Here is a 25,264-nt window from a genome sequence, read left to right on the forward strand (position 1 = left end):
TGCCTCTCCGGCGCGATGCCCGCAGGTTCTGCCTTGACTCAGTTCAATACGCTCCAAGCCCCAAAACCGGCCATCCGCAGCGTGCTGGCAGCCCTGATGCTGGCGATTTTCCTGGGTGCGCTGGACCAGACCATCGTCGCCGTCTCGATGCCGGCCATCTCCGCACAGTTTGCCGACGTCAGCCTGCTGGCCTGGGTGATTTCCGGCTACATGGTCGCCATGACCGTGGCGGTGCCGATCTACGGCAAGCTCGGTGACCTCTACGGTCGCCGGCCACTGATGCTGTTCGGCATGGGCCTGTTCACCCTGGCCTCGCTGTTCTGCGGCCTGGCCCAAAACATGGAGCAACTGGTGCTGGCGCGGATTTTCCAGGGCATCGGCGCCGGCGGGATGATTTCGGTGAGCCAGGCGATCATCGGCGACATTATCCCGCCCCGCGAACGCGGTCGCTACCAGGGTTATTTCAGCAGCATGTACGCGGTGGCCAGCGTCGCCGGGCCGGTGCTCGGCGGCTACATGACCGAGTACCTGTCGTGGCGCTGGGTGTTCTGGATCAACCTGCCGCTGGGACTGGTGGCCTGGTGGGTGGCCCGACGCAGCCTGGTCGGGTTGCCGGTGCCGCAACGCACGCCGATCATCGATTACCTGGGCACCGTGTTGCTGATCATCGGCCTGACGGCGCTGCTGCTGGGGATCACCCAGGTCGGCCAGGGTCATGCCTGGCACAGCCGTGAAGTGCTGGGATTGCTGGGTTGCGCAGGAGCAGCGCTGGGGGTGTTCGCCTGGCACGAGCGCCGGGCGCGGGAGCCGTTGTTGCCGATGCACCTGTTCGCCAACCGCGATGCGGTGCTGTGTTGGTGCACGGTGTTCTTCACCAGCTTCCAGGCGATCTCCCTGACGGTGCTGGTGCCGTTACGCTTCCAGAGCGTGACCGGCGCCGGTGCCGACAGTGCGGCGTTGCACTTGTTGCCGCTGGCAATCGGGCTGCCGATCGGCGCGTATTTCGCCGGACGCCGGACCTCGGTCTCGGGGCGCTACAAGCCGATGATCCTGAGCGGCGCCCTGCTCTTCCCATTCGCTATCCTGGGCATGGCTTTCACCCCGCCCGCCGCGCTCTGGCTGAGCAGCCTGTTCATGCTGCTCAGCGGCATCGCCTCCGGCATGCAGTTTCCCACTTCACTGGTGGGTGCGCAGAACGCCGTGCACCAACAGGACATCGGCGTCGCCACCAGCACCACCAACCTGTTCCGCTCCCTTGGCGGCGCGGTGGGCGTGGCACTGATGTCCGCGTTGCTGCTGGCCTTGCTGCAGGATTCAAGCTTCGCCCAGCTCGCCAGCTCGTCGATGATCGGTGAAGGGCATTCCGGCAGCGTCTTGCTGGACGGCCTGAACGCCGCCCCGGGCGAGGCACAAAATGCCTTGCGCCAGGAGTTGCAGGCGACGTTCCGGCATTTGCTGGCGATCAGCGCGGCGGTGTCGCTGCTGGGGTTGGCCGCGGCGCTGGCGATGCCCAATCGCTTGCTGCGCGGGCGAGATGAGAAGGTCCGCTAGCAAGAATGCACAAGAACCTGTGGCGAGGGATTTGTGGGAGCAAAGCTTGCTCGCGAAACAGGCGCCTCGGTTTTCTGAAAGACCGCATCGCCTTCATCGCGGGCAAGCCTTGCTCCCACAGATGGATATCAGGCAGTCGCCACGACACCTTCGGGCAGCACCACCGCGCTCATCCCGTCCTTCATCCGCTTGGCATCGCGCACAAAGCAACGTGACGCCAGGAACAGGAACACCATGGTCAGGAACAGTGCCACCGGAATCAGGTACATCGCGTCATGCAGGCCGATGGCCTTGAACGCTTCGGTCATCTGGTCGACCCCGGCCGCGGCCATGGCCGTGCGGGCGAAGTAGTCGGACAAGCCACCCACCACCACCGGCCCCAGGCCGCCACCGAGCAAGTACAGGCCAGCGAAGAACAGCGCCATCGCCGTGGCCCGCAGGCGCGGCTCGACCACGTCCTGGATCGCCGTGTACACGCAGGTATAAAAGGTATAGGCGAACAACCAGCCGACACTGAACACCGCGACGAACACACCGATTTCAATCCGCCCGGCATGCAATGCCCAGGCAGTGGTGAGCGTCGAGATCACCAGGCTGAACGCGGCGAACAGCAAGCGACCACTGGGCACGCGCTGATGAATCTTGTCGGCGATCCAGCCGCCGAGGGTCAAGCCGAACAGCCCGGTCACACCCACCATGATCCCGGTCGCCACCGCCGCCTCGTGCAACGGCATCAGGAAATAGCGTTGCAGCATCGGCACCAGGAAGGAGTTGCAGGCATAGGTTGCGAAGTTGAAGCACAACCCGGCCAGCACCAGCCACAGGAAAGTGGGAATTGCCAATACCCGACGGATTGGCCGGTCGATCTTTTCCTGGGACACCTGCACGGTTTCCGCCGCGCCGCGCTTGGGTTCCTTGATGAAGAACATGAATAGCGCCAGCACCAAGCCTGGCACAGCCGCGATAAAGAACGGCGCGCGCCAGCTGTCGAAGGCCTTGACCATCGCGCCGATGGTGAAGAACGCCAGCAGCAAGCCAATCGGCAGGCCCAGCATGAAGATGCCCATGGCCCGCGCCCGGCGATGGGCCGGGAACAGATCGCCAATCAGTGAGTTGGCCGCCGGCGCATAACTCGCCTCGCCGATCCCGACGCCCATGCGCACCAGCAGGAACGCCCAGAAACTGCCCACCAGACCGTTGACCGCCGTCAGCGCGCTCCAGATCGCCAGGCCCCAGCCCATCAACTTGCTGCGCGAACCGGTATCGGCCATGCGTCCCAATGGCAACCCGGCAATGGCGTAGACGATGGTGAAAGCGGTGCCGATGATGCCGATCTGGAAGTCGCTGAGGCTCCACTCCATGCGGATCGGCTCGATGATGATCGCCGGGATGGTGCGGTCGAAGAAGTTGAACAGGTTGGCCAGGAACAACAGGAACAGAATGCGCCAGGCATTCGCCGCTTGGGTCGAGTTCTGCATGGGTCCGTCTCTTTTATTGTTATGGAGCATTAGCGGAATCTGCAATCTAGACAGCGGTGCGCGGACTGTCTCCAATCATTCGCAAGGCTGATACCCACCCATGGCGAGCGGCGCGTTTCTTGATAACGGTCAATTTCCTGTAACAATTGCCATCATTTCGCCCATTCTTGATTAAAGATCGCCTGCCGATGGCCGATTCAACCTATCAGGAAAGAATCTCTCGAGCGGCGCCCAGGCTATAGCCCTGGACGCTCGGGGCCGACCTTCGCGCCATCCAGGACGCGAGCTCCCATCCGCGATGGCTCGATGACAGCGCTCGTCGAGCCAACCAGTTCAGGCATATGGCGCACAATGACTTCCAAAAAAACAGCCACTGCGGTATCCGATCTGACCCTGAGCCCGGCCGCCAACGGCCCTGAAGTCTCGAAACCATCGAGCAGCTCGCGTCCCCTGTCGACTCAGCAGTATCTGTATTTCACCGAAACCAACACCGACCGGATCCTCGACAACCTCGATGGCCTGCGCGACGCGGTGTTCCCGCGACCGCCCCATCTGGTGGAAGACGAGAGCGACCGCGCCCAGCAGGAATTCCCGTCGGTGTGCCTGATCGGCCTGGGGCGCTGCGGTTCCAACATCGCCCTGGACGTGGCGGAGCTGGTGTACAACGCCCGCAAGTTCTACCTCAACGAATTCAATGCTGAAGACAAGGCTTACAGCGACAAGGGCTACAGCCCCGCGCAGTGGATCCGCAACAACCTGCGTCTTGGCACCAGCAAGGCCAGCAAACCGGTGTTCCTGGTGGAACCGCTGGTGATGCTCGGCGACCTGGACAAGGACATCGCCGGGCGTATCCGTTTTTCGCGCAAGGGCGAGAAAAGCGGCTTTTTGCGCGACTACAGCAAGATGAAGATCATGGACTTGTCGGAAGTCCATGCCGGTGGCGCCGGTAACGCGCCGATCCTGGGCCAGTATCTGGCCAAGATCATCCTGAACAAGGACACCCAGCGCTTCTCCAGCCCCGACTGGAAAATGATCCACTCGTACCTGATCGACAGCTGCGGCATCAAGGCCAACCAGTCGCGCCTGTACTTCTCGATCTTCAGTGCTGGCGGCGGTACCGGTTCAGGCATGGCCTCGGAGTTCGGCCTGGCCCAGCAATACTCGTACATGAACAAGACGTTCGACACCAAGCCGATGGACGAACACGACAGCAAGAGCGGTCACTCCTTCGTCTTCGAACCGATTTTCACCAGCGGCATCTGCGTACTGCCGAATATTTCCGACCATCGCAGCGAAATGTCCGAGGCCTTGCACATCAACGCCGGACGCCTGCTGTGCAAGTACCTGTCGGAAGAATGGGATTTCTCGTACAACTTCGCCAACGAAGACAGCAGCGAAGCCAGCGTGATGGGCCGTATCCGCCCATGGAACGCGATGATGCTGATCTCCAACGACATCATGCGCTATGCCGAAGAAAGCGATGACGGCAACATCCAGAACATTGATGTCAATGCCATGGAGAAGCACGCCAACCAGTACATCTCCCAGCAGATCTTCAACATCCTGACGGCCCAGGCGGTTACCACCGACTACGATCAGAACTACTTCCGCCGTGCCGGCATCGACATTGGCGAAACCATCCGCCTGGACGCCAACGACCTGTTCATGAGTCTGGCCGGCCCGGTGGCGATTGCCTACGCCGAGTCCGTCGTCCCGGAAACCCCGGCGCCGAGCGGCGACAAATTCAAGGTGTTCGAGAAAGAACCGCCGCGCCTGAACATCGACGACCTGTTCTTCCGTTCCATCGACCTGCCGCACTTCAACAAAGTCACCCAGGCCATCGAAGGCATCAGTCTGTTGCCGATCGAATCCAAGCGCTACCGGGCGTCGCTGGAGCAGTACAAGAATTCCGGCTACGACGCCGCGGCCCTGCATGACCTGCACTTCTTCAAGAACTGCTCGTCGGTGGTGTCCATCGTCTCCCTGCCCAAGGACTACAAGCTGTCCTACATGGACCTGAACCGGCTCAAGACCCACCTCAACAGCCTGTTCCCCAACACCACGCTCAAGCGTTACGCGTTGGTGATCGGCGCGTCGGCCAACCTGTCGCTGACCACCCTGATCGCCAAGAGCCCGTGCCTGTCGGATGATTTCCTGACCCTGATCGTGGCCTTCATCAAACGCTGCTTCGCCCGCACCCCGTACCGCTTCGACGACACCCTGGACAACTCGATCCTGGACTTCATCATCAATGAAGACTTCGACGAAGAACGGATCGACGACCTGCTCAACGAATTCGAAAACCCGGCGAAGATCCTCGACACCAACTGGTACGCGATCAAGCCGATGTACGAGAAGAAGTATCGCGAGCTGATCAACGACAAGGACAAGTTCGTCTCGATCAACGACATCCGCCTGTCCCGCGACTGCGTGAAAAAAGCCATCAAGTACCTGCGCGAGATCTACCGTCACCGCATTGGCAAGACCAAGGTTATTTCCCTTAATAACCATACTGGCAGGACTTACTGAGGCCGGCGCAGCACCGTGTTGCCTCCAATCGCGAGCCTGCTCGCTCCCACAGGGATTTGTGAACACAGACCCAATGTGGGAGCGAGCCTGCTCGCGATAGCGGTCCTGAATCCCGCACCTGGACAACATCCAGAAACAATTGAGCAGCCCAAAGGCTGCTCCATAAACTGTTCCCGTTACGTATACGTCACCCTCCCCTGTGGCGTTTCGCCACGGCAGGACGCCATCACGCTACTCACCTACACACTTTCTTGCCCACCCGAACACGAACCAACTTGGTGCATCGATCAGTTCGACGCCCTTTCCTGGATCATAATCCAGGGCGAAACCACCACCGCCCAAAGCTGCGGATCGCGTTCCAGAAAATCCAGCGCCCGCGTTTCAGACAGCTTGGCGAGCTGGTCGGCGGCCAGCCAGGCGGCGACTTTGGTACCTTCGTCCTGGGCGACGGCCTCGGCGGCTGCGATCAAATCCAGTGCCGGATCGACCCACAATAGGGCACCCTTGGCAAAGAACGGCTCCAGCTCTTTCCAGGTGATGGATGCGGTTTCACCAAGCAGCTTGGCATAGAGGGTGCTAGGTTCTTGACTCATGGGACCTGTCCGGAAAAGAAATCGGCGCGAATGATAACGTCGGTGCTCTGGCAGAAAAACCCGGTAGTAACTGCAGTACCGATTGAAAAGCGCAGGAAAGCCAAGGATTGCCGATATGACCGGACAAAACCCCGCCGCTATTCTGTCTTTTTCTTTCAATTAAGCGACACCCTCAGGTTTTGCCCCCAAGCGCCAGCTTCCCTTGCCAACAATCGGCGCTCTACACTGTACCGGTACAGTTGCCGGGGGCATTTTCCGCGAGGATATCCAAGATATCTGACCCGGTTCTGCTGCTACGGCGCCAGGACTATAAAAACTACAACAGCATGAGTGGAGCACTATGACTAAGGCTACTAAGCAGATTTCCAAACTGTTTGCCGCTATGGTTCTGGCCGGGGTTGCCAGCCATTCGTTCGCCGCCGACACCATCAAGATCGGCATCGCCGGCCCAAAAACCGGCCCTGTAGCCCAATACGGCGACATGCAGTTCAGTGGCTCCAAAATGGCCATCGAACAGATCAACGCCAAGGGCGGCGTCAACGGCAAGCAACTCGTCGCCGTTGAATACGATGACGCCTGCGATCCAAAACAAGCGGTCGCGGTCGCGAACAAAGTCGTCAACGACGGCGTCAAGTTCGTGGTCGGCCACCTGTGCTCCAGCTCCACCCAGCCGGCTTCGGACATCTATGAAGACGAAGGCGTGGTCATGATCACCCCGGCCGCTACCAGCCCGGACATCACCGCTCGCGGCTACAAGATGATCTTCCGCACCATCGGCCTGGACAGCGCCCAAGGCCCTGCGGCCGGCAACTACATCGCCGACCACGTCAAGCCGAAGATCGTTGCGGTCCTGCACGACAAGCAGCAGTACGGTGAAGGCATCGCCAGCGCCGTGAAGAAAACCCTCGAAGGCAAAGGCGTCAAGGTTGCCGTCTTCGAAGGCGTGAACGCCGGCGACAAAGACTTCTCCTCGATGATCGCCAAGCTCAAGCAAGCCAACGTCGACTTCGTCTACTACGGCGGCTACCACCCGGAGCTGGGCCTGATCCTGCGTCAATCCCAGGAAAAAGGCCTGAAGGCCAAGTTCATGGGTCCGGAAGGCGTGGGTAACGACTCCATCTCGCAAATCGCCAAGGACGCTTCCGAAGGCCTGCTGGTGACCCTGCCGAAATCCTTCGACCAGGATCCGGCCAACGTCGCCCTGGCTGACGCGTTCAAGGCCAAGAAAGAAGACCCGAGCGGTCCGTTCGTGTTCCCGTCCTACTCCGCTGTCCAGGTGATTGCCCAGGCCATCACCACAGCCAAGAGCGAAGACGCGGCCAAAGTGGCTGAAGCCATCCACGCCGGCACCTTCAAGACCCCAACCGGTGACCTGAGCTTCGACGCGAAGGGCGACCTGAAGGACTTCAAGTTCGTGGTCTACGAGTGGCACTTCGGCAAACCTAAAACCGAAGCTTCGCCTCAGTAAGGCCTGGTCTGACTGACTGCCAATAAAGCCCACGGCGTGCCGTGGGCTTTGTTTTAAATGTATTGGGCCGCGCTGGCGTGATCCGCCAGTCTCCCCACCTGAAAATCTCAAAACCGTCATCAGCGGTTCGCTGGCAAACCTCGTGTTCGAAGTGGATGCAGATCCACGGGACCCGGGCGGGAAAATGACTCCACCAGTGAAATGCGTATCAGGTTTTTAGGAGCGCTGTAATGCCTGACATCTATCACTTCTTCCAGCAGCTGGTTAACGGCCTGACCGTTGGCAGCACGTATGCCCTGATCGCCATCGGCTATACGATGGTTTACGGCATCATTGGAATGATCAACTTCGCCCACGGCGAGGTGTACATGATCGGCTCCTACGTGGCGTTCATCGCCATCGCCGGGCTGAGCATGATGGGACTCGACAGTGTCCCGCTGTTGATGACCGCGGCTTTCATCGCGAGCATCGTCGTCACCAGCTCCTATGGCTACAGCATCGAACGGATCGCCTACCGCCCCCTGCGCGGCAGCAACCGTCTGATCCCGCTGATTTCCGCCATCGGCATGTCGATCTTCCTGCAGAACACGGTACTGCTTTCGCAAGACTCCAAGGACAAATCCATACCCAACCTGATTCCGGGCAACTTTGCCATCGGGCCAGGTGGGGCACATGAAGTGCTGATTTCCTACATGCAAATCGTGGTGTTCGTGGTGACCCTGGTCGCCATGCTCGGCCTGACGCTGTTCATCTCCCGTTCCCGCCTGGGCCGCGCCTGCCGCGCCTGTGCCGAGGACATCAAGATGGCCAACCTGCTGGGCATCAACACCAACAACATCATCGCCCTGACCTTCGTCATCGGTGCGGCCCTGGCGGCCATCGCCGCGGTGCTGTTGAGCATGCAATACGGCGTGATCAACCCCAACGCCGGCTTCCTCGTCGGCCTGAAAGCCTTCACCGCCGCGGTACTGGGCGGCATCGGCAGCATTCCCGGCGCGATGCTCGGCGGGCTGGTGCTGGGCGTGGCGGAAGCCTTTGGCGCCGACATCTTCGGCGACCAGTACAAGGACGTCGTGGCATTCGGCTTGTTGGTTCTGGTTCTGTTATTCCGGCCGACCGGCATCCTGGGCCGCCCGGAGGTTGAGAAAGTATGACTAGGCATCTCAAATCGGCGCTCTTCAGCGCCCTGCTGGTCTGGGCCGTGGCCTACCCGGTACTGGGTCTTAAACTGACCATCGTCGGCATCAACCTGGAAGTGCATGGCACCAGCCCGGCCATCCTGGCGACCATCGCCGTGTGTTCGCTGCTGATGTTCCTGCGGGTGCTGTTCAGCACGCAGATCAGCGCCATGTGGAAGTCGTCGCCCGGCCTGCCGGTGATCCCCGCCAAGGCCAGCAACTTCCTCACCCTGCCATCGACCCAGCGCTGGATCGTGCTGGGCCTGATCGTCGTGGCACTGGTCTGGCCGTTCTTCGGCTCCCGCGGCGCCGTGGACATCGCCACGCTGATCCTGATCTACGTGATGCTCGGCCTTGGCCTGAACATCGTGGTAGGCCTGGCCGGCCTGCTGGACCTGGGTTATGTCGGCTTTTACGCCGTCGGCGCCTACAGCTATGCGCTGCTGTCCCACTACTTCGGCCTGAGCTTCTGGATCTGCCTGCCGATCGCCGGGATGATGGCCGCCACCTTCGGTTTCCTGCTGGGGTTCCCGGTCCTGCGCTTGCGCGGTGACTACCTGGCCATCGTGACCCTGGGTTTTGGCGAGATCATCCGTCTGTTCCTGCGCAACCTGACCGACATCACCGGTGGCCCGAACGGCATCAGCAACATCGAGAAACCGACGTTCTTCGGCCTGACCTTCGAACGTAAAGCCGCCGAAGGCCTGCAGACCTTCCACGAGTACTTCGGCCTGGAATACAACTCGATCAACAAGGTGATCTTCCTCTACCTGGTTGCCCTGTTGCTGGCCCTGGCCGCGCTGTTCGTCATCAACCGCCTGCTGCGCATGCCGATCGGCCGCGCCTGGGAGGCATTGCGTGAAGACGAAATCGCCTGCCGTGCCCTGGGTCTCAACCCGACGATCATCAAGCTGTCGGCCTTCACCCTCGGTGCTGCGTTTGCCGGTTTTGCCGGCAGTTTCTTCGCCGCACGCCAGGGCCTGGTGACGCCGGAATCCTTCACCTTCATCGAGTCGGCGATCATCCTCGCCATCGTGGTGCTGGGCGGGATGGGCTCGCAGCTGGGCGTGATCCTGGCAGCCATCGTGATGATCCTGCTGCCCGAAATGATGCGTGAATTCAGCGAATACCGCATGTTGATGTTCGGCGCCTTGATGGTGCTGATGATGATCTGGCGTCCTCAAGGTCTGCTGCCTATGCAACGCCCCCACATGGAGCTGCGCAAATGAGCCGCGAGATCCTGAAAGTTGAAAATTTAAGCATGCGCTTCGGCGGCTTGCTGGCGGTCAATGGCGTAGCCCTGACCGTGAAAGAGAAACAGGTCGTTGCGCTGATCGGGCCGAACGGCGCGGGCAAGACCACCGTGTTCAACTGCCTGACCGGCTTCTACCAGCCCACCGGTGGCACCATCGTGCTGGACGGCGAGCCGATCCAGGGCCTGCCCGGCCACCAGATCGCCCGCAAGGGTGTGGTGCGCACCTTCCAGAACGTGCGGCTGTTCAAGGACATGACGGCGGTCGAAAACCTGTTGATCGCCCAGCATCGTCACCTGAACACCAACTTCTTTGCCGGCCTGTTCAAGACCCCGGCGTTCCGCAAAAGCGAACGCGACGCCATGGAGTACGCCGAGTACTGGCTGGACAAGGTCAACCTCAAGGAATTCGCCAACCGCACCGCCGGGACCCTGGCCTACGGTCAGCAACGACGCCTGGAAATCGCCCGCTGCATGATGACCCGTCCGCGGATCCTCATGCTCGACGAGCCGGCCGCCGGCCTGAACCCCAAGGAAACCGAAGACCTGAAAGCGCTGATCGGCGTGCTGCGCGAGGAGCACAACGTCACTGTGCTGCTGATCGAGCACGACATGAAGCTGGTCATGAGCATTTCCGACCACATCGTCGTGATCAACCAGGGCACCCCTCTGGCCAACGGCTCGCCGGAACAGATCCGCGACAATCCTGAAGTGATCAAAGCCTACCTGGGGGAAGCGTAAATGCTGCAATTCGAAAACGTTTCCACCTTCTACGGCAAGATCCAGGCCTTGCACAGCGTCAACGTCGAAGTCCGCCAGGGCGAAATCGTGACGCTGATCGGTGCCAACGGCGCCGGCAAATCCACCCTGCTGATGACGCTCTGCGGTTCGCCCCAGGCCCACAGCGGCAGCATCCGCTACATGGGTGAGGAACTGGTGGGCCAGGACTCGTCACGGATCATGCGCAAGAGCATCGCGGTGGTGCCGGAAGGTCGTCGGGTATTTGCCCGGCTGACCGTGGAAGAAAACCTCGCCATGGGCGGATTCTTCACTGACAAGGGCGACTATCAGGAACAAATGGACAAGGTCCTGCACCTTTTCCCACGCCTGAAAGAACGCTTTACCCAGCGCGGCGGCACCATGTCCGGCGGCGAACAGCAAATGCTCGCCATCGGCCGTGCGCTGATGAGCAAGCCCAAGCTGCTGCTGCTCGACGAGCCTTCCCTGGGCCTGGCACCGATCATCATCCAGCAGATCTTCGACATCATCGAACAACTGCGCAAGGATGGCGTGACGGTGTTCCTGGTGGAGCAGAACGCCAACCAGGCGCTGAAAATCGCCGACCGGGCGTACGTGCTGGAGAACGGTCGCGTGGTGATGCAAGGCACCGGTGAAGCCCTGCTGACCGACCCGAAAGTGCGCGAGGCGTACCTGGGCGGTTGAGTCTGTCGCAGTAAAAAAACGGCCTTCGGGCCGTTTTTTTTTTGAGTAGACAAAAAAATCGAGAACCCGCTGTAACACTTCCCCATCCCCCTTCTCTAGTTCAGCAGACCGGCGCTAACGCCGGTTCATTTCCCTGAATGACTGGAGAATCATCATGACTGCTTCGACCCGCACCCTGTCCGCCACCGCCCTGATCCTGGCCCTGGGTTCTGCCCTGAGCATGACAGCCGTCTCGACCGTCCACGCAGCCGACGCCAACATGGAAAAATGCTTCGGCGTTGCCCTCAAAGGCAAGAACGACTGCGCCGCCGGTGCCGGCACCACCTGCGCCGGTACATCAAAAATGGACTATCAGGGCAACTCCTGGAAATCGGTACCCAAAGGCACTTGCACCACCATGGAAAGCAAAACCTCCCCAACTGGTTTCGGCCAGCTCGAAGCGTTCAAAGCCAAGTCCTGATCGCATCTGCCTGAGGCCCGTCACCATGTTGAATACCCCATCCCTCGCCACTGATAACCGGCTGCCGCCAAGGGCAGGGTTGGGGCTCAAGAGCGAGCATTTTCGTGAGGTGCTCCAGACCCAACCGGATCTGGGCTTTTTCGAAGTGCACGCGGAAAACTACATGGTGGCCGGCGGGCCGCTTCACCACTTCCTGGGGCGGATACGCGAACAGTACCCGCTGTCGCTGCACGGCGTCGGCCTGTCGATCGGTGGGGAGGGGCCGCTGGATATCGCGCATTTGCAGCGCCTGGCCGCATTGATCGACCGCTATCAGCCCCAATCCTTTTCCGAACACCTGGCCTGGTCCAGCCACGGCCCGGTGTTCCTCAATGACCTGCTCCCCCTGGCCTACGACGAAGCGACCCTAGACCGTGTCTGCGAACACGTCGACCAGGTGCAGTCCAGCCTCAAACGCACGCTCTTGCTGGAGAACCCGGCGACCTATCTGGCGTTCGAAGCCTCGACACTCGACGAGCCACACTTCATCAGCGAAGTGATCCGGCGCACCGGCTGCGGCCTGCTGCTGGATGTGAACAACGTTTACGTTTCGTGCATCAACCACCGCCGCGATCCACTGGCCTACCTCAACGCCCTGCCGCTGCAAGCGACCGGCGAAATCCATCTGGCCGGTTTTGCCGAAGACACCGACAGCCTTGGCGAGCGTCTGTTGATAGACGACCACGGCGCGCCAATCGACAACGCAGTCTGGCAGCTGTACCTCAAGGTTCTGGCGCAGACCGGGCCGGTAGCCACCTTGATCGAGCGCGACAACCACATCCCCCCATGGGAGGTGCTGCTGGCCGAAGCGCGCCAGGCCGATCAACTTTTAAATGCCGTTGGAGCCCGGTCATGAGCGACCAGCGCACATTCGCCGCCGCCCTGCTCGACCCGCGCAAGGCTTGTCCGCCCGGCCTGGTCAGCGCCAACGGCGCCGACCCGCAGAGCCGCTTCGCGGTGTACCGCAATAACGTGCTCAGCTCATTGATCAACGCCCTGGCCGACAATTACCCGGTGGTGACGCAACTGGTGGGCGAGGAATTTTTCCGAGGCATGGCTGGGGTCTACGTCCAGTCGGCGCCACCGCGAAGCCCGGTGATGAGCAACTATGGGGATGATTTTGCCGGGTTCATCGAAGGCTTCGAACCCGCCGCCTGCGTACCGTATCTGGCGGACGTCGCCCGCCTGGAACGACTGCACCTGCAAGCCTGGCATGCCGCCGACGCCGAGCCCATGGAGCAAGAACGCATCGTCGAGGCGCTGTCATCCCCCACGCTGACAAGGCACCTGAAGATCGGTCTGCACCCGTCACTGCGGCTGCTGCAATCGCCCTTCGCCGTGGTGACGATCTGGGCCGCCCATCAGCACGAGACACCCGTACCGTTCGAGGCGTCTGCTGCACAAAACGCCTTGGTGCTGCGCGACGGCCTCGATGTGCAAGTGTTCGCGATCAATCACACGGCCCATGGGTTCATCAGCGCCCTGCAACAGGGGCGGTCCCTGACCGCCGCCATTGAAACCTCAATCGACCTCGACCTGGAACAGACCCTGGCGGGGCTCATTCGCCACAGAGCTATCACTCACCTCCTAGCTGGACAGGTATCCCCATGAACACGCTGATTGCCGGTTCCATTCAATGGCTGGAGAAAATCCCCCACAGCCTGATCGCCTTCATCGCGCGATTCTCGATTGCCGCGGTGTTCTGGAAATCCGGCCAGACCAAAATCGAAGGCCTGGCCATCGACCTGTTCGACGGCACCTTCCAGATCGGTCTGCCGCGGCTGGCGGACTCGACCATTCCCCTGTTCAAAAGCGAATACGCCCTGCCGTTGCTGTCACCGGAACTGGCTGCGCACCTGGCAGCCTCTGCCGAGCATGTGTTCCCGGTCCTGATCCTGTTTGGCCTGGCGACACGCTTTTCAGCGCTGGCCTTGCTGGGGATGACCTTGACCATCCAGCTGTTCGTCTACCCGGACGCCTACCCGACCCATGGCACCTGGGCAGCGGTCTTGCTTTACTTGATGGCGCGCGGGCCGGGGGTACTGTCCATCGACCACCTGATTGCCAGGCGTTACGCCCACGACTGAACACAGATCTCCTGTGGGAGCGAGCTTGCTCGCGATAGCGGCGGGTCAGCTTGCACAAATGCCGGATGTGCCACCGCCTTCGCGAGCAAGCTCGCTCCCACAGGGACTGTCCAATGGATGGACTATCGCTGAAGCCGATCCAACGCCTCGCCGCTGCGCTTGAACCAGTCGATCAGATAGTCAGCCAGCACCTGGGTGCGCTTGGGCAATCCACCCTGGTACGGGTGCACCAGGTACATCGGCATGCGCCGGGTCTGGTAGTCGCGCAGCAGCCAGTGCAGGCGTCCGTCGGCCAACTCCTCATGCAGCAGGTACGACGGCAGCCGGGCGATTCCGGCGCCGGCCAAGGCGGCTTTTTTCAGCAGGCTGTAGTGGTTACTGGCGAACGGCCCCGACACTCGGACCCGCAGCAGTTCGTGTTGCTGGTGGTAAAGCCATTCTTCCCGGCCGCTGTAGTGGCTGTTGAGCAGGCAGCGATGCTCAGCCAGGGCCTGAGGGGTCTCAGGTTCGCCATAGCGTTCCAGGTAGGCCGGGCTGGCGCAGGTCATTTCGTGCCACGCCAACAATGGCCGGGCCACCAGCCGCTCGTCGATGGCGGCGTCGGAACGGATCGCCAGATCGAAACCATCGCGGGTCAGGTCACGGTAACCGTTGTTGAGCTCCAGCTCGATCTGCACGTTGGGATACGTACGAGCGAACTCCATCAGCAAGCCTTCGAAGAACGTTTCGCCCAACGAAACCGGAACCGTCATACGCACCGGTCCGGAAATATCGTCCTTCAACCGGGCCAATGCCTGACGCGCCCTTTCTACCTGCACCAGCAGCGCCTGGGCCTGGGGCAGCAACGCCGCCCCTGCCGCCGTGAGGCTCAGGCGCCGCGTGGTGCGTTGCAGCAACACCACCGAAAACCGCCTCTCCAACAGACTGATGCGCTTGGACAACTGGCCCTTGCTGCAGCCTAACTGCTGGGCCGCCTGGGTGAAGCTGCCGGCCTCCATCAACACGGCGAACGCCGCCAGGTCATCCATTTCGCTCATTGGATTGTTTCCAATTGAAAACCAAAGGTTGCCTATTAGCATGATTATCAATGGAAAGAACCCCTCTAGACTGAAAACTCATTCACCCCATTGAGGAACAGCTCATGAAAATCCTGTTGATCGGCGCTAACGGCACCATCGGTTCGGCCATTGATAACGAATTGTCGCCGCGCCACGAGATCGTTCGAATCGGCCGCCACAGCGGTGAACTGCAGGTGGATATCAGCGACAGCGCTTCGATCCGTGCCTTGTTCGCAAAGACCGGCCGCTTTGATGCCCTGGTTTGCGCCGCCGGCAACGTCACCTTTGCGCCCCTGGCCGACATGACCGAAGACAGCTTCGCCCTGGGTCTGAAAGACAAACTGATGGGCCAGGTCAACCTGCTGCTGATCGGCCGCGAGTTCGCCAACGACGGCGCGTCCTTCACTTTCACCACCGGCGTGCTCAGCCACGATCCGATCAAGAGTGGTGCTTCGGCGGCCCTGGTCAACGGTGCCCTGGACAGTTTCGTGCGCGCCGCGGCAATCGAGTTGCCACGGGGCTTGCGGGTCAACTCGGTGAGCCCGAACGTGTTGCTGGAAGCCATGGACAAGTACGCCCCGTACTTCCGCGGCTACAAACCGGTTCCGGCCGTCGATGTCGCATTGGCCTACGCCAAGAGTGTCGAAGGCCTGCAAACCGGTCAGACCTTTCACGTAGGCTAACCCCCTTGTGATGCAGGATCAGTCTGAGTAACGTGGCGGCACTTGTCTGGAGACCCAATGATGCGTGCCGCCCGCTCCCTGCTGTTTGTCGCCCTCCTGCCGCTGTTCACCGGCTGCCAATTGCTCGATGCCCCTCGTCAGAGCGCCTCCCACGCCGGCCAGACGCGTATGCAGGGCGAGCTCACGGCGGCCGACGGCAAGCTGGTGTTCCAGCCGTGCCAGGAACAGCGCCGCTACATCGTCAATGACAGCGGTGGCACCAGCGTGCTGCAGCAGGCCGCCAGCCTGGCCGATGACCAGGGCAAGCTGTTTGCCGATGTGCGCGGCCGTATCGTCTCCAGCGCAGCGGCCGGCACCGACAGCCAGTTGGACCTGGAACAGTTGTATCGCCTGGAGCGCTCGGGCACCGCTTGCGATGACGGTAATTTCAAACTGCTGGTCTTGCGTGCCGCCGGTCATGGCCCGGAATGGAACCTCAAGGCCAGCGGCAAAGGCATGGTGCTCGAGCGTGAAGGCCAACCGACACTGGCGGTGCCTTACCTTGAAGAACAACTGGGCGATGGTCGCTTCAATCTCAGCACCGAAGCCAACGGCCAGAAGGTCGAGCTCTGGCTCGCCGCCCAGCGCTGCGTCGACAGCGTCACCGGCGGTGTGCAGCACATGAGCGCCGAACTGCGGGTCAACGGCCAGGTCCAGCGTGGCTGCGCCTACTTCGGTGGTGCGCGCAACGACTGATTCGCCGGTTTTGGCTTATAATCGCCGGTTCACGCCCTGGTGCAGTTGTGCATCCCGCGAACCGGATCCCACCATGTTACGAATCACCGAACTCAAGCTGCCGATCGACCACCCCGAAGAAGACCTGCGCCCCGCCATCGTGCAGCGCCTGGGTATCGCCAGCGATGACCTGCTCGACTTCACCTTGTTCAAGCGCAGCTACGACGCGCGCAAGAAATCCTCCGAACTGTGCTTCATCTACACCATCGACCTGACGGTGCGCGACGAAGCCAGCCTGCTGCGCAAGTTCGCCGATGACCGTAACGTCAACGAGGCGCCGGATGTCAGCTACAAAGTGGTGGGCCAGGCACCGGCCGACTTGAGCGAACGGCCGATCGTGGTCGGCTTCGGTCCGTGCGGGATCTTCGCCGCCCTGCTGCTGGCACAGATGGGCTTCAAGCCGATCATCCTCGAGCGTGGCCCGGAAGTGCGCCAGCGCACCAAGGACACCTGGGGCCTGTGGCGCAAAAGCGTGCTCAACCCCGAATCCAACGTGCAATTTGGTGAAGGCGGCGCGGGGACGTTTTCCGACGGCAAGCTCTACAGCCAGATCAAGGATCCGAAATTCCTTGGCCGCAAGGTTTTGCACGAATTCGTCAAGGCCGGAGCGCCGGAAGAAATCCTCTACGTCAGCAAGCCGCACATCGGCACGTTCCGTCTGACAGGTGTGGTGGAAACCATGCGTGAGCAGATTCGCGCCCTGGGCGGCGAAGTACGCTTCCAGCAGCGGGTCACCGATGTGCTGATCGAAGACGGCCAACTGGTCGGCGTCGAACTGGCCAACGGCGAACAGATTCATTCGAAACATGTGATCCTGGCCCTGGGTCACAGCGCCCGGGACACCTTCCGCATGCTCCACAGCCGCGGCGTGTACATGGAAGCCAAGCCGTTCTCGGTGGGTTTCCGTATCGAACACCCGCAATCGCTGATCGACAGCGCGCGCCTGGGCAAGTACGCCGGCCACCCGAAACTTGGGGCCGCCGACTACAAACTGGTGCACCACGCCAAGAATGGTCGTTCGGTGTACAGCTTCTGCATGTGCCCGGGCGGCACCGTGGTAGCCGCGACGTCCGAGCCGAACCGCGTCGTGACCAACGGCATGAGCCAGTATTCGCGCAACGAGCGCAACGCCAACTCCGGCATCGTCGTCGGGATTACCCCGGAAGTGGATTATCCCGGTGGCCCGCTGGCCGGGATCGAGTTGCAGGAACGCCTGGAATCCCACGCGTACGTACTCGGTGGCAGCAACTACGAGGCCCCGGCGCAACTGGTGGGTGACTTCATCGCCGGCAAACCGTCTACGGCACTGGGCAGCGTCGAACCGTCCTACAAGCCCGGGGTGTCCCTGGGCGATTTGGCCCTGGCCCTGCCGGATTTCGCCATCGAAGCGATCCGCGAGGCCCTGCCGGCGTTCGAGAAACAGATTCGCGGTTACTCGCTGCACGACGCCGTGCTGACTGGCATCGAAACCCGCACCTCATCGCCCCTGCGCATCACCCGCAACGAATCGCTGCAGAGCCTGAACGTCAAGGGCCTGTTCCCGGCCGGTGAAGGCGCCGGTTATGCCGGCGGGATCCTGTCGGCGGGCGTGGACGGGATCCGGATTGCCGAGGCGGTGGCGCGGGATATCCTCGGGCTCGAGGCCTGAGGGGCCGATGCTGTTCACTCAAGGCAGAATTTGCCTGAGTGAACAGCATGACCCTGTGGGAGCGAGCTTGCTCGCGATGGCGGCCTGTCATCAACACAGATGTTGACTGATCCACCGCTATCGCGAGCAGGCTCGCTCCCACAAGGGACCTCAGTGATTCAGATATTGGCCCGCAACACGCTCTCCGGCAGCGCCTCGCCCCGTTCCACACACGCCGCCACGATGTCCATCAGCCCGCTCAACTCATACCCCTGGGCCTTGAGCCACACCGGGTCGTAATAGGTCGTGGCGTAGCGCTCGCCACCGTCACACAAAATCGCCACGATCGACCCCGACTCACCCGCATCCACCATCTGCCGGGCCGCCATGAGTGCGCCGATCAGGTTGGTGCCGCTGGACCCGCCGACCCGTCGTCCCAAGCGCTGGGCCAGGTAATGCATGGCCGCCAATGACAAGGCGTCCGGGACCTTGACCATCGCATCGATGACTTTCGGCAAGAACGACGCCTCGACCCGTGGCCGGCCGATACCCTCGATGCGTGAACCGCAATCCAGGCGCAGGCTGGCATCGCCGCTGCGGTAGTAGTCGAAGAACACTGAACGCTCGGCGTCGGCACACAGCACGCGGGTACCGTGCTGGCGATAACGGACGTAGCGCCCCAGAGTGGCCGTGGTGCCGCCAGTGCCGGGGCTTGAAATCAACCAGCTCGGCTCCGGGTGCCGCTCGAAGCGCATCTGCTGGAAGATCGATTCGGCAATGTTGTTATTGGCCCGCCAGTCCGTGGCGCGCTCGGCGTAGGTGAATTGGTCGATGAAGTGTCCATCATGCTCGTGGGCCAAGCGTTCGGATTCGGCGTAGATCTGCGTAGGATCGTCTACCAGGTGGCTCTGGCCGCCATAGAAAGCGATCTGTGCGATTTTTTCCCGGGAGGTGGTCGCCGGCATTACCGCAATGAACGGCAGGCCCAGCAACCTGGCGAAGTAAGCCTCGGAAATCGCCGTCGAGCCGCTGGAGGCCTCGATCACCGGCGCTCCGGGCTTGAGCCAGCCGTTACACAACGCGTAGAGAAACAGCGAACGGGCCAGCCGATGCTTGAGGCTGCCGGTGGGATGGCTGGACTCATCCTTGAAATACAGTTCGATGCCCGGCAGGCCAGGCAGCGGCAGCGGAATCAGGTGAGTATCGGCGCTGCGCTGGAAGTCAGCCTCGATGATGCGGATCGCTTCGCGCGCCCACTGGCGATGGTCGTTCATGATGTTTTCTCACTGGCTCGGTTCGACGCGGGGAAAGCTGATGGTCATGCAGGCGCAACGTGGTCTCGGAAAAACCAGTCGCAAGCTTAGGAAAAAACCGACATCGCGCACAGGTACAGCTAAGGTCCAATATGGCCCATAACTGCCTGACTGCGTGGAGCAAGCGTTGTAACGACATATAACAAAAAAGAATATAACTTTTGTTTTAACAACTAACAGTACGGGTTAGGGTGTGCCATCTTTTTGATTCAATGAATGGAGAGCGATCGTGGCTCTACGTAATTCTCTGACACGTTTTTTCCAACTGGAGGCTGCCAGCGGCCTGCTGCTGATCGCCGCCGCCCTGCTGGCCCTGGCCATCAATAATTCACCGCTGTCCTGGCTGTATAACGGTCTGCTGGACACGCCGGTGGTCGCCCAGGTCGGCGCGTTGAAGATCGCCAAACCCTTGTTGCTGTGGATCAACGACGGCTTGATGGCGATGTTCTTCCTGCTCATCGGCCTCGAAGTCAAGCGAGAGGTCCTCGGCGGGCAACTGTCGAAACCGTCGCAAATCGTCTTGCCCGGTGCAGCAGCGATTGGCGGCATGGTAGTGCCGGCGCTGATCTACTGGTTCCTCAACCGCGACAATCCTCCCGCCCTCGCCGGCTGGGCAATTCCGACGGCCACCGACATCGCGTTCGCCCTCGGCGTGCTGGCCTTGCTGGGCAAGCGGGTGCCGGTGTCGCTCAAGCTGTTCCTGATGACCCTGGCGATCATCGACGACCTGGGCGCCATTATCATCATCGCGATCTTTTACTCCGGCGCCCTGTCCAGCCTGTCGCTCATACTGGCGGCAACCTGCATCGCCGCGCTGGTGGCGATGAACCGGATGGGCGTGGTCAAGCTCGGGCCCTACATGGTTGTGGGCCTGATTCTGTGGGTCTGCGTGCTCAAGAGCGGTGTCCATGCCACCCTGGCCGGGGTAACCCTCGCGTTCTGCATCCCGCTGCGCACGAAAAACGCCGAGACTTCGCCCCTGCTCACCCTGGAACATGCCCTGCATCCCTGGGTGGCCTATGGCATCCTGCCGCTGTTCGCCTTCGCCAACGCCGGCTTGTCCCTGAGCGGCGTCACCGTCGAAAGCTTCACCCATCATGTGCCAATGGGCATTGCCATCGGCCTGTTGCTGGGCAAGACCGTCGGCGTCTTCGGCCTGACCTGGCTGGCCGTGAAAATCGGCATCGCCAGCCTGCCCCTTGGCGCCAACTGGGGCCAGGTATTGGGGGTGGCGATCCTGTGCGGTATCGGGTTCACCATGAGCCTGTTCGTTGGCTCCCTCGCGTTTGAGCCGGGTGTCAGCGACTATGCGGGCATGGACCGGATGGGGATTCTCACTGGTTCGATACTGGCGGCGTTGTTGGGTTATGCGGTGACGGCGGCGGCCAGTCGCAAGCAGCCTGCATTGCCTGGTTGATCCTTGCTTCTGCGTTAGCGTCTTGAGAGCCATGGGAGGTTAAGGAATGGTGTGTATATCCGTTTCTGCGGTAACGGATATGTACCCAATCCAATCCAACCCCATAAAAAAACGGCGCTTTCCATTCCCGGAATAAGCGCCGTTTTCTCTTACCGACTCAAGCTTAGTGCGATACGCGACTCGTACCATCCACAGTGGAGATACGAACCCGCTCACCCACACGGAACACCTCGTTCTCCTGAACCTGCTGCACATAGGCGCGCATGCTACCGTCATCTTCACGAACGGTGATTTCCACACCCTGGGTACGGGTCAGGCCTTCCTCAGTCGCAGAACCAATCAGGCCACCAGCTACCGCGCCAATCACAGCGGCGACGATGCTGCCACGGCCACCACCGATGGCACTGCCACCGACACCACCGACCACCGCACCGGCCGCACCGCCGATCGGGGTCTTGGTGCCTTCGATCTTCACAGGGCGCAAGGACTCGATGGTCCCCATGCGAATCGTCTGCACGCGACGCGCTTCGTCACGGGAGTAGGAGTCACCGGTCAGGCTCGACTGACAGCCAGTGAGCAACATCGCCATCGTGGAAAAGGAAGCAACCAGCAAAACAGACTTACGCATAGCATCAACTCCAAAAGACAGGGATTCATTAAACTCCGCAGCTTGACGCCTGTCACGGCCTCGCCGGGATAAAATTGTTTTCATTCAGGTGGGATACAGGCGCACCCGAAAAATTCACCAAACAGTAGCGCCAATTTCCGAAACCTGCGTCATCAACCCGGGGATTTTCATGGATTATTTCATCATCGTCGCGGTCACCGTGGCCGGTTTGTACTTCCACTGGTGGCTGTACGTACGAATCAAACGCTGGATGGACCGCGACCTGGCGCTGTCCCTGGCGGGGCAGGATGAGCAGAAAAAGACCTACATGCTGCAACAATTGGCCCGCGCCCGGGAGCAAGGGGTCAAGCGCCGGGACTTGCCGCAATGGCTTAAAACCGCTGCGGCAGGTTACCCAGAAAGTTAAGGCGCCAGACGCTCGCGCGTCCAGTTCGCCCCTTGCAGGCGGTAGTTGAGGCGATCGTGCAGGCGGCTCGGACGCCCCTGCCAGAACTCGATGCGCTCGGGCAGCAAACGATAACCGCCCCAATGTTCCGGGCAGTGCGGTTGGCTGTCGCTGAAGCGTTGTTCGGTGGCCTTGAGCAAGTCGTCCAGCTCAGCGCGCCCTGAAATCACTCGGCTCTGGGGTGAAGCCCAGGCGCCGAGGCGGCTGCCTAGCGGGCGAACCTGATAATACGCGTCCGACTCCTGCGCGGTGACCTTCACCACTTTGCCCTCGATGCGCACCTGGCGCTCCAGGGCCGGCCAGAAAAACGTCATGGCCGCGAATGGATTCGCGGCCAATTGCTGGCCCTTGGCGCTGTCGTAGTTGGTGAAGAACGTGAAACCCAGGGCATCCAGGCCCTTGAGCAGCAGGATCCGGCAATGCGGGCGCCCTTCTGCATCCACCGTCGCCAAGGTCATGGCGTTGGCCTCCACCGGGGCCTGTTCGGTTTTCACCGCGTCGGCGAACCATTGGTGGAACAGTGCAAACGGCTCGGCCGGAGCTTGCGCCTCGGTCAAGCCATCGCGGGTGTAGTCGCGGCGCATATCAGCCAGCGGTTGGGTCATGGCGCGTTCCTTGTGGTTAGCCCATCACTGCTTGGGGGTATCGGCGGCCGCGACTTTCTTGGTATCGGTGGCGGCTTTGGCCGGTTGGGTTTTCTTCGCCGGGGTAGTGGCCTTGGCAGGGGCTTTCTTGGCAGGTGCCTTGGCCACGGCTTTTTTGGCCGGTGCTTTTTTGCTGGTCGGGGTCACGGCTTTTTTCGCCGCAGGCGCTGGGGCCGGGGCCACGGGCTTCACGTCCTGGGCCGCCACCAGCGTCACTGGTGCGGGGGCTGGCATGTTGTATTTACTCAGCAGCGCAACCATGGTGTTGGCCGGCGTGACCAGCAGTTCCACGCGACGGTTCAAGGCACGCCCTTCCACACTGTCGTTGGCCGCACGTGGCGCCACTGCGCCCATGCCGCGCAGCATCAGGCGATCACGTTGCAGACCGCTGAGACGGAAAATCGCCGCCACGGACTGGGCACGCTCCTGGCTGAGCTTCAGGTTCGCAGGTGCGGCGCCCGAGGTGTCGGCGTGGCCGAGGATCAGCACGGCGGTCTTGGGGTCGGCTTCAAGGATCTTCGCCACGCGGGTGAACGGCCCTAGGGTCACGGGCAGCAGCATGGCCGGACGGTCCGGGTTGAAGGAGCCGTCCACGGGCGCGGTGACCACCAGCACGTTGTCGCGGCGCTCGAGTTGGAGCTTGCTGTCCTGGATAGCCGTGCGCAGCTTCGGCTCGTAGTCGTCGAGCCAGGCCTGGGTGACTTTCGGATCGGGCATCGGCACCGCCTTGGCGGTTTCCTGATCCTTGCCGCCAAACGGCCACCACCACTTGCCGTTGCTTTCGGCTTCGGCCTTGGCAACGGCCGGCGCCTTGGCTTCAGGCTTGTCCTGGGGCTTGACGTCATCTTTCTTCGCAACGTCGGCAGCATCATCGGAAGAGAACGGCCACCACCAGTGGGTGGCGCTCTCCGCCTTGGCTTGCGGTGCGACGGCGGCCGGTTTCAGAGGCGCCGCTGGCGCCGTGTCCTTGGCCACGACCTTGTCGGAAGAGCCGAACGACCACCAGCTACTGCCGCCTTCGGCATCATTTTGTGGGGTTTGTGCGCAACCGGTGATAGCGAAGCACAGCGCCAGAGCGAGGGTTTTATTCGATGACATTGGATATCCACAAAATGATGTAAATGGAAAATAAAGGCCATGTTTTGGCCGCATAAACAGTCGCTTGGAAACTGAAAAGGCCCCGAGGTTCCGGTGCCCGCCGCCTTCAATGGCGTTTTATAGACAAGTGGCAAGTACCTTCGCAAGGTTCTGCGCGCGCGGGTCCATCAATACGTAAGGCCCGAGCGTGTTGGTCACGAAGCCAAAAGCCACATCATGTTCCGGGTCGGCAAAACCCAAGGAGCCCCCGGCCCCCGGATGACCGAACGCCCGTGGGCCGAGGCCGTAGGTCGCATTCGGCACATCCGGCTGGTCGAGCATGCAACCCAGGCCGAAACGGGTCTGGGTCAACAAAGTCTTATCCTCGCCGAAGCTGTGCTGGCGAGTCAGTTCATCGAGCATTTCACCTTCCAGCAGGCTGCCATCCAGCAGCCCCGCATAGAACCCGGCCAGGCTACGGGCGTTACCGTGGCCGTTGGCCGCCGGTTGCTGCATGCGCCGCCACTCCGATTTGTTGGTACTGGTCATGATCGACGGCGGGTTGGTGAAGGCCCGGGTGGTCATGGCCGTGGGCTCGCGCATCGTCACCTGCAGCAGGCGTTGGGCCGCGGCATCGCCGACGTTACCTTTGCCGCGGGCGATGTGGGCCACGCGATGAAACTCCTCGTCGGCCAGGCCAACATGAAAATCCAGGCCCAACGGCTTGGCCACACGGGCCACGATGGACTCACCCGGACCACGCCCATCAGCCCTTCGCAGCAGCTCGCCGATCAGCCAGCCATAGGTGATCGCGGCATAACCGTGACCCTCGCCCGGCGTCCACCAAGGTGCTTCGGCGGCCAGGGCATCGACCATGGCTTGCCAGTCATAAAGCGCTTCGGGCGGCAGCAATTCACGCAGCGCCGGCAGCCCGGCCTGATGGCAGAGCAACTGACGCAGGGTAATGGATTGCTTGCCGGCGGCGGCAAACTCGGGCCAATAGCGGGCTACCGGGGCATCCAGCTGCAACTTGCCTTCGGCCACCAGTTGCAGGGCGGTGACGGCGGTGAAGGTCTTGGTGCAGGAAAACAGGTTGGCGATGGTGTCGCTGTGCCAGGCTTCATGGCCATCCTTGTCGGCGGTACCGGCCCACAGATCGATTACCGTGCGACCACCCACCTGGATGCACAACGCCGCGCCGCGCTCCTGGGGATTATCGAACAGCGCCGCGAACGCTTCACGCACCGCCTCGAACTGAAGTTCATAATGGCCTTGAATCTGCACCCGTAACTCCCTTGAAACAAACACTTTTAAGGTGGCAGGCATTGTTTCAGCCATTAGGGTTTTTGGGAACCGTCGCAAGACGGCTGGCTAAGCATGCCCACCGAGGCAAGAAGAACCTGTGGGAGCAAGGCTTGCCCGCGATGAGGCCCGCGAGGTCTTTCTGAAACTCAGGTGCCTTCATCGCGGGCAGCCTTGCTCCCACAAATACATTGCTTCACCGTGAAATCGCAGCAGCC

At 61.4% G+C, this 25,264-nt stretch carries 24 protein-coding genes; 16 read left to right on the forward strand and 8 right to left on the reverse strand.

The annotated features are described in order from the left end of the window. Positions 1-15: 15 nt before the first annotated feature. Positions 16-1,551: an MDR family MFS transporter gene (locus AB4O09_RS24285; RefSeq protein ID WP_085983249.1), complete on the forward strand. Its 1,536-nt coding sequence runs from the start codon at positions 16-18 to the stop codon at positions 1,549-1,551. Between the two features lie 128 nt (positions 1,552-1,679). Here the strand turns inward: AB4O09_RS24285 and AB4O09_RS24290 are convergent, their stop codons facing one another. After that, positions 1,680-3,029, reverse strand: coding sequence for a spinster family MFS transporter (locus AB4O09_RS24290; protein WP_460107569.1), 1,350 nt, complete (start codon positions 3,027-3,029; stop codon positions 1,680-1,682). A gap of 351 nt (positions 3,030-3,380) precedes the next feature. On the opposite strand from AB4O09_RS24290, the gene AB4O09_RS24295 reads away from it, so the two are divergent. Continuing rightward, entirely contained in the window at positions 3,381-5,558 is a 2,178-nt protein-coding gene (locus tag AB4O09_RS24295; RefSeq protein ID WP_003198485.1) for a hypothetical protein, read from the forward strand. A gap of 287 nt (positions 5,559-5,845) precedes the next feature. On the opposite strand, the gene AB4O09_RS24300 is transcribed toward AB4O09_RS24295, so the two are convergent. Continuing rightward, positions 5,846-6,151 (reverse strand): DUF2288 domain-containing protein, encoded by a 306-nt coding sequence (locus AB4O09_RS24300; RefSeq protein ID WP_003198483.1) that lies wholly within the window; start codon positions 6,149-6,151, stop codon positions 5,846-5,848. A gap of 340 nt (positions 6,152-6,491) precedes the next feature. On the opposite strand from AB4O09_RS24300, the gene AB4O09_RS24305 reads away from it, so the two are divergent. From AB4O09_RS24305 to AB4O09_RS24345, 9 genes are all read left to right on the forward strand, one after another. Next, positions 6,492-7,619, forward strand: a complete 1,128-nt coding sequence (locus tag AB4O09_RS24305) for a branched-chain amino acid ABC transporter substrate-binding protein (protein WP_003198482.1) — start codon at positions 6,492-6,494, stop codon at positions 7,617-7,619. Positions 7,620-7,849: 230 nt separating this feature from the next. Beyond that, complete coding sequence (livH, locus tag AB4O09_RS24310; protein WP_003198480.1) at positions 7,850-8,773, forward strand: high-affinity branched-chain amino acid ABC transporter permease LivH; 924 nt, start codon at positions 7,850-7,852, stop codon at positions 8,771-8,773. Further along, on the forward strand, positions 8,770-10,026 hold the full coding sequence (locus AB4O09_RS24315) for a high-affinity branched-chain amino acid ABC transporter permease LivM (RefSeq protein WP_003198478.1): 1,257 nt from the start codon (positions 8,770-8,772) through the stop codon (positions 10,024-10,026). Before livH ends, AB4O09_RS24315 begins: the two co-directional genes overlap by 4 nt. Beyond that, positions 10,023-10,790 carry a high-affinity branched-chain amino acid ABC transporter ATP-binding protein LivG gene (gene livG / locus AB4O09_RS24320; protein ID WP_003198476.1) on the forward strand — a complete coding sequence of 256 codons (768 nt, stop codon included), beginning with the start codon at positions 10,023-10,025 and terminating at the stop codon, positions 10,788-10,790. Before AB4O09_RS24315 ends, livG begins: the two co-directional genes overlap by 4 nt. Beyond that, positions 10,791-11,492 carry an ABC transporter ATP-binding protein gene (locus tag AB4O09_RS24325; RefSeq protein ID WP_003198474.1) on the forward strand — a complete coding sequence of 234 codons (702 nt, stop codon included), beginning with the start codon at positions 10,791-10,793 and terminating at the stop codon, positions 11,490-11,492. Between the two features lie 154 nt (positions 11,493-11,646). Beyond that, positions 11,647-11,952: a BufA1 family periplasmic bufferin-type metallophore gene (locus AB4O09_RS24330; RefSeq protein ID WP_003198472.1), complete on the forward strand. Its 306-nt coding sequence runs from the start codon at positions 11,647-11,649 to the stop codon at positions 11,950-11,952. Positions 11,953-11,977: 25 nt separating this feature from the next. Beyond that, entirely contained in the window at positions 11,978-12,847 is an 870-nt protein-coding gene (gene bufB / locus AB4O09_RS24335) for an MNIO family bufferin maturase (RefSeq protein ID WP_027912093.1), read from the forward strand. Next, on the forward strand, positions 12,844-13,602 hold the full coding sequence (locus AB4O09_RS24340; RefSeq protein WP_038859718.1) for an HvfC/BufC N-terminal domain-containing protein: 759 nt from the start codon (positions 12,844-12,846) through the stop codon (positions 13,600-13,602). The genes bufB and AB4O09_RS24340 overlap by 4 nt, the downstream gene beginning before the upstream one ends. Then, on the forward strand, positions 13,599-14,078 hold the full coding sequence (locus tag AB4O09_RS24345) for a DoxX family protein (RefSeq protein ID WP_013692420.1): 480 nt from the start codon (positions 13,599-13,601) through the stop codon (positions 14,076-14,078). The genes AB4O09_RS24340 and AB4O09_RS24345 overlap by 4 nt, the downstream gene beginning before the upstream one ends. Before the next feature lie 122 nt (positions 14,079-14,200). On the opposite strand, the gene AB4O09_RS24350 is transcribed toward AB4O09_RS24345, so the two are convergent. Further along, positions 14,201-15,115 (reverse strand): LysR family transcriptional regulator, encoded by a 915-nt coding sequence (locus AB4O09_RS24350; protein ID WP_003198464.1) that lies wholly within the window; start codon positions 15,113-15,115, stop codon positions 14,201-14,203. A 104-nt stretch (positions 15,116-15,219) separates the two neighbouring features. Between AB4O09_RS24350 and AB4O09_RS24355 the strand changes: the two genes are divergently transcribed. The 3 genes from AB4O09_RS24355 to AB4O09_RS24365 all read left to right on the forward strand — a co-directional run bounded on the left by AB4O09_RS24355 (position 15,220) and on the right by AB4O09_RS24365 (position 18,241). After that, complete coding sequence (locus tag AB4O09_RS24355) at positions 15,220-15,819, forward strand: short chain dehydrogenase (RefSeq protein ID WP_003198462.1); 600 nt, start codon at positions 15,220-15,222, stop codon at positions 15,817-15,819. A 60-nt stretch (positions 15,820-15,879) separates the two neighbouring features. Next, positions 15,880-16,554 carry a COG3650 family protein gene (locus AB4O09_RS24360; RefSeq protein ID WP_003198460.1) on the forward strand — a complete coding sequence of 225 codons (675 nt, stop codon included), beginning with the start codon at positions 15,880-15,882 and terminating at the stop codon, positions 16,552-16,554. Positions 16,555-16,627: 73 nt separating this feature from the next. Beyond that, entirely contained in the window at positions 16,628-18,241 is a 1,614-nt protein-coding gene (locus AB4O09_RS24365; protein WP_013692417.1) for an NAD(P)/FAD-dependent oxidoreductase, read from the forward strand. Between the two features lie 158 nt (positions 18,242-18,399). Here the strand turns inward: AB4O09_RS24365 and AB4O09_RS24370 are convergent, their stop codons facing one another. Beyond that, the gene (locus tag AB4O09_RS24370; protein WP_172681393.1) at positions 18,400-19,497 is read right to left on the reverse strand and encodes a PLP-dependent cysteine synthase family protein; all 1,098 of its coding nucleotides are present in this window, start codon (positions 19,495-19,497) and stop codon (positions 18,400-18,402) included. A 265-nt stretch (positions 19,498-19,762) separates the two neighbouring features. Here AB4O09_RS24370 and nhaA point away from each other — a divergent pair, with 265 nt between their 5' ends. Beyond that, positions 19,763-20,950 carry a Na+/H+ antiporter NhaA gene (nhaA, locus tag AB4O09_RS24375; protein ID WP_003198454.1) on the forward strand — a complete coding sequence of 396 codons (1,188 nt, stop codon included), beginning with the start codon at positions 19,763-19,765 and terminating at the stop codon, positions 20,948-20,950. A gap of 163 nt (positions 20,951-21,113) precedes the next feature. On the opposite strand, the gene AB4O09_RS24380 is transcribed toward nhaA, so the two are convergent. Continuing rightward, positions 21,114-21,578, reverse strand: coding sequence for an outer membrane lipoprotein (locus AB4O09_RS24380; protein WP_003184697.1), 465 nt, complete (start codon positions 21,576-21,578; stop codon positions 21,114-21,116). A 169-nt stretch (positions 21,579-21,747) separates the two neighbouring features. Here AB4O09_RS24380 and AB4O09_RS24385 point away from each other — a divergent pair, with 169 nt between their 5' ends. Beyond that, complete coding sequence (locus AB4O09_RS24385) at positions 21,748-21,984, forward strand: hypothetical protein (protein ID WP_003198448.1); 237 nt, start codon at positions 21,748-21,750, stop codon at positions 21,982-21,984. On the opposite strand, the gene pdxH is transcribed toward AB4O09_RS24385, so the two are convergent. The 3 genes from pdxH to AB4O09_RS24400 form a co-directional block, all read right to left on the reverse strand. Then, complete coding sequence (gene pdxH / locus AB4O09_RS24390) at positions 21,981-22,628, reverse strand: pyridoxamine 5'-phosphate oxidase (protein ID WP_003198446.1); 648 nt, start codon at positions 22,626-22,628, stop codon at positions 21,981-21,983. The two genes, AB4O09_RS24385 and pdxH, sit on opposite strands and share 4 nt — an antisense overlap. Before the next feature lie 24 nt (positions 22,629-22,652). Continuing rightward, a complete protein-coding gene (locus AB4O09_RS24395; protein WP_003198444.1) occupies positions 22,653-23,765 on the reverse strand; it encodes an OmpA family protein in 1,113 nt (370 codons plus the stop codon). A 117-nt stretch (positions 23,766-23,882) separates the two neighbouring features. Next, a complete protein-coding gene (locus tag AB4O09_RS24400; RefSeq protein ID WP_003198442.1) occupies positions 23,883-25,028 on the reverse strand; it encodes an EstA family serine hydrolase in 1,146 nt (381 codons plus the stop codon). Positions 25,029-25,264 lie beyond the last annotated feature (236 nt).

The organism is Pseudomonas sp. H1_F01 (genome assembly GCF_054681425.1).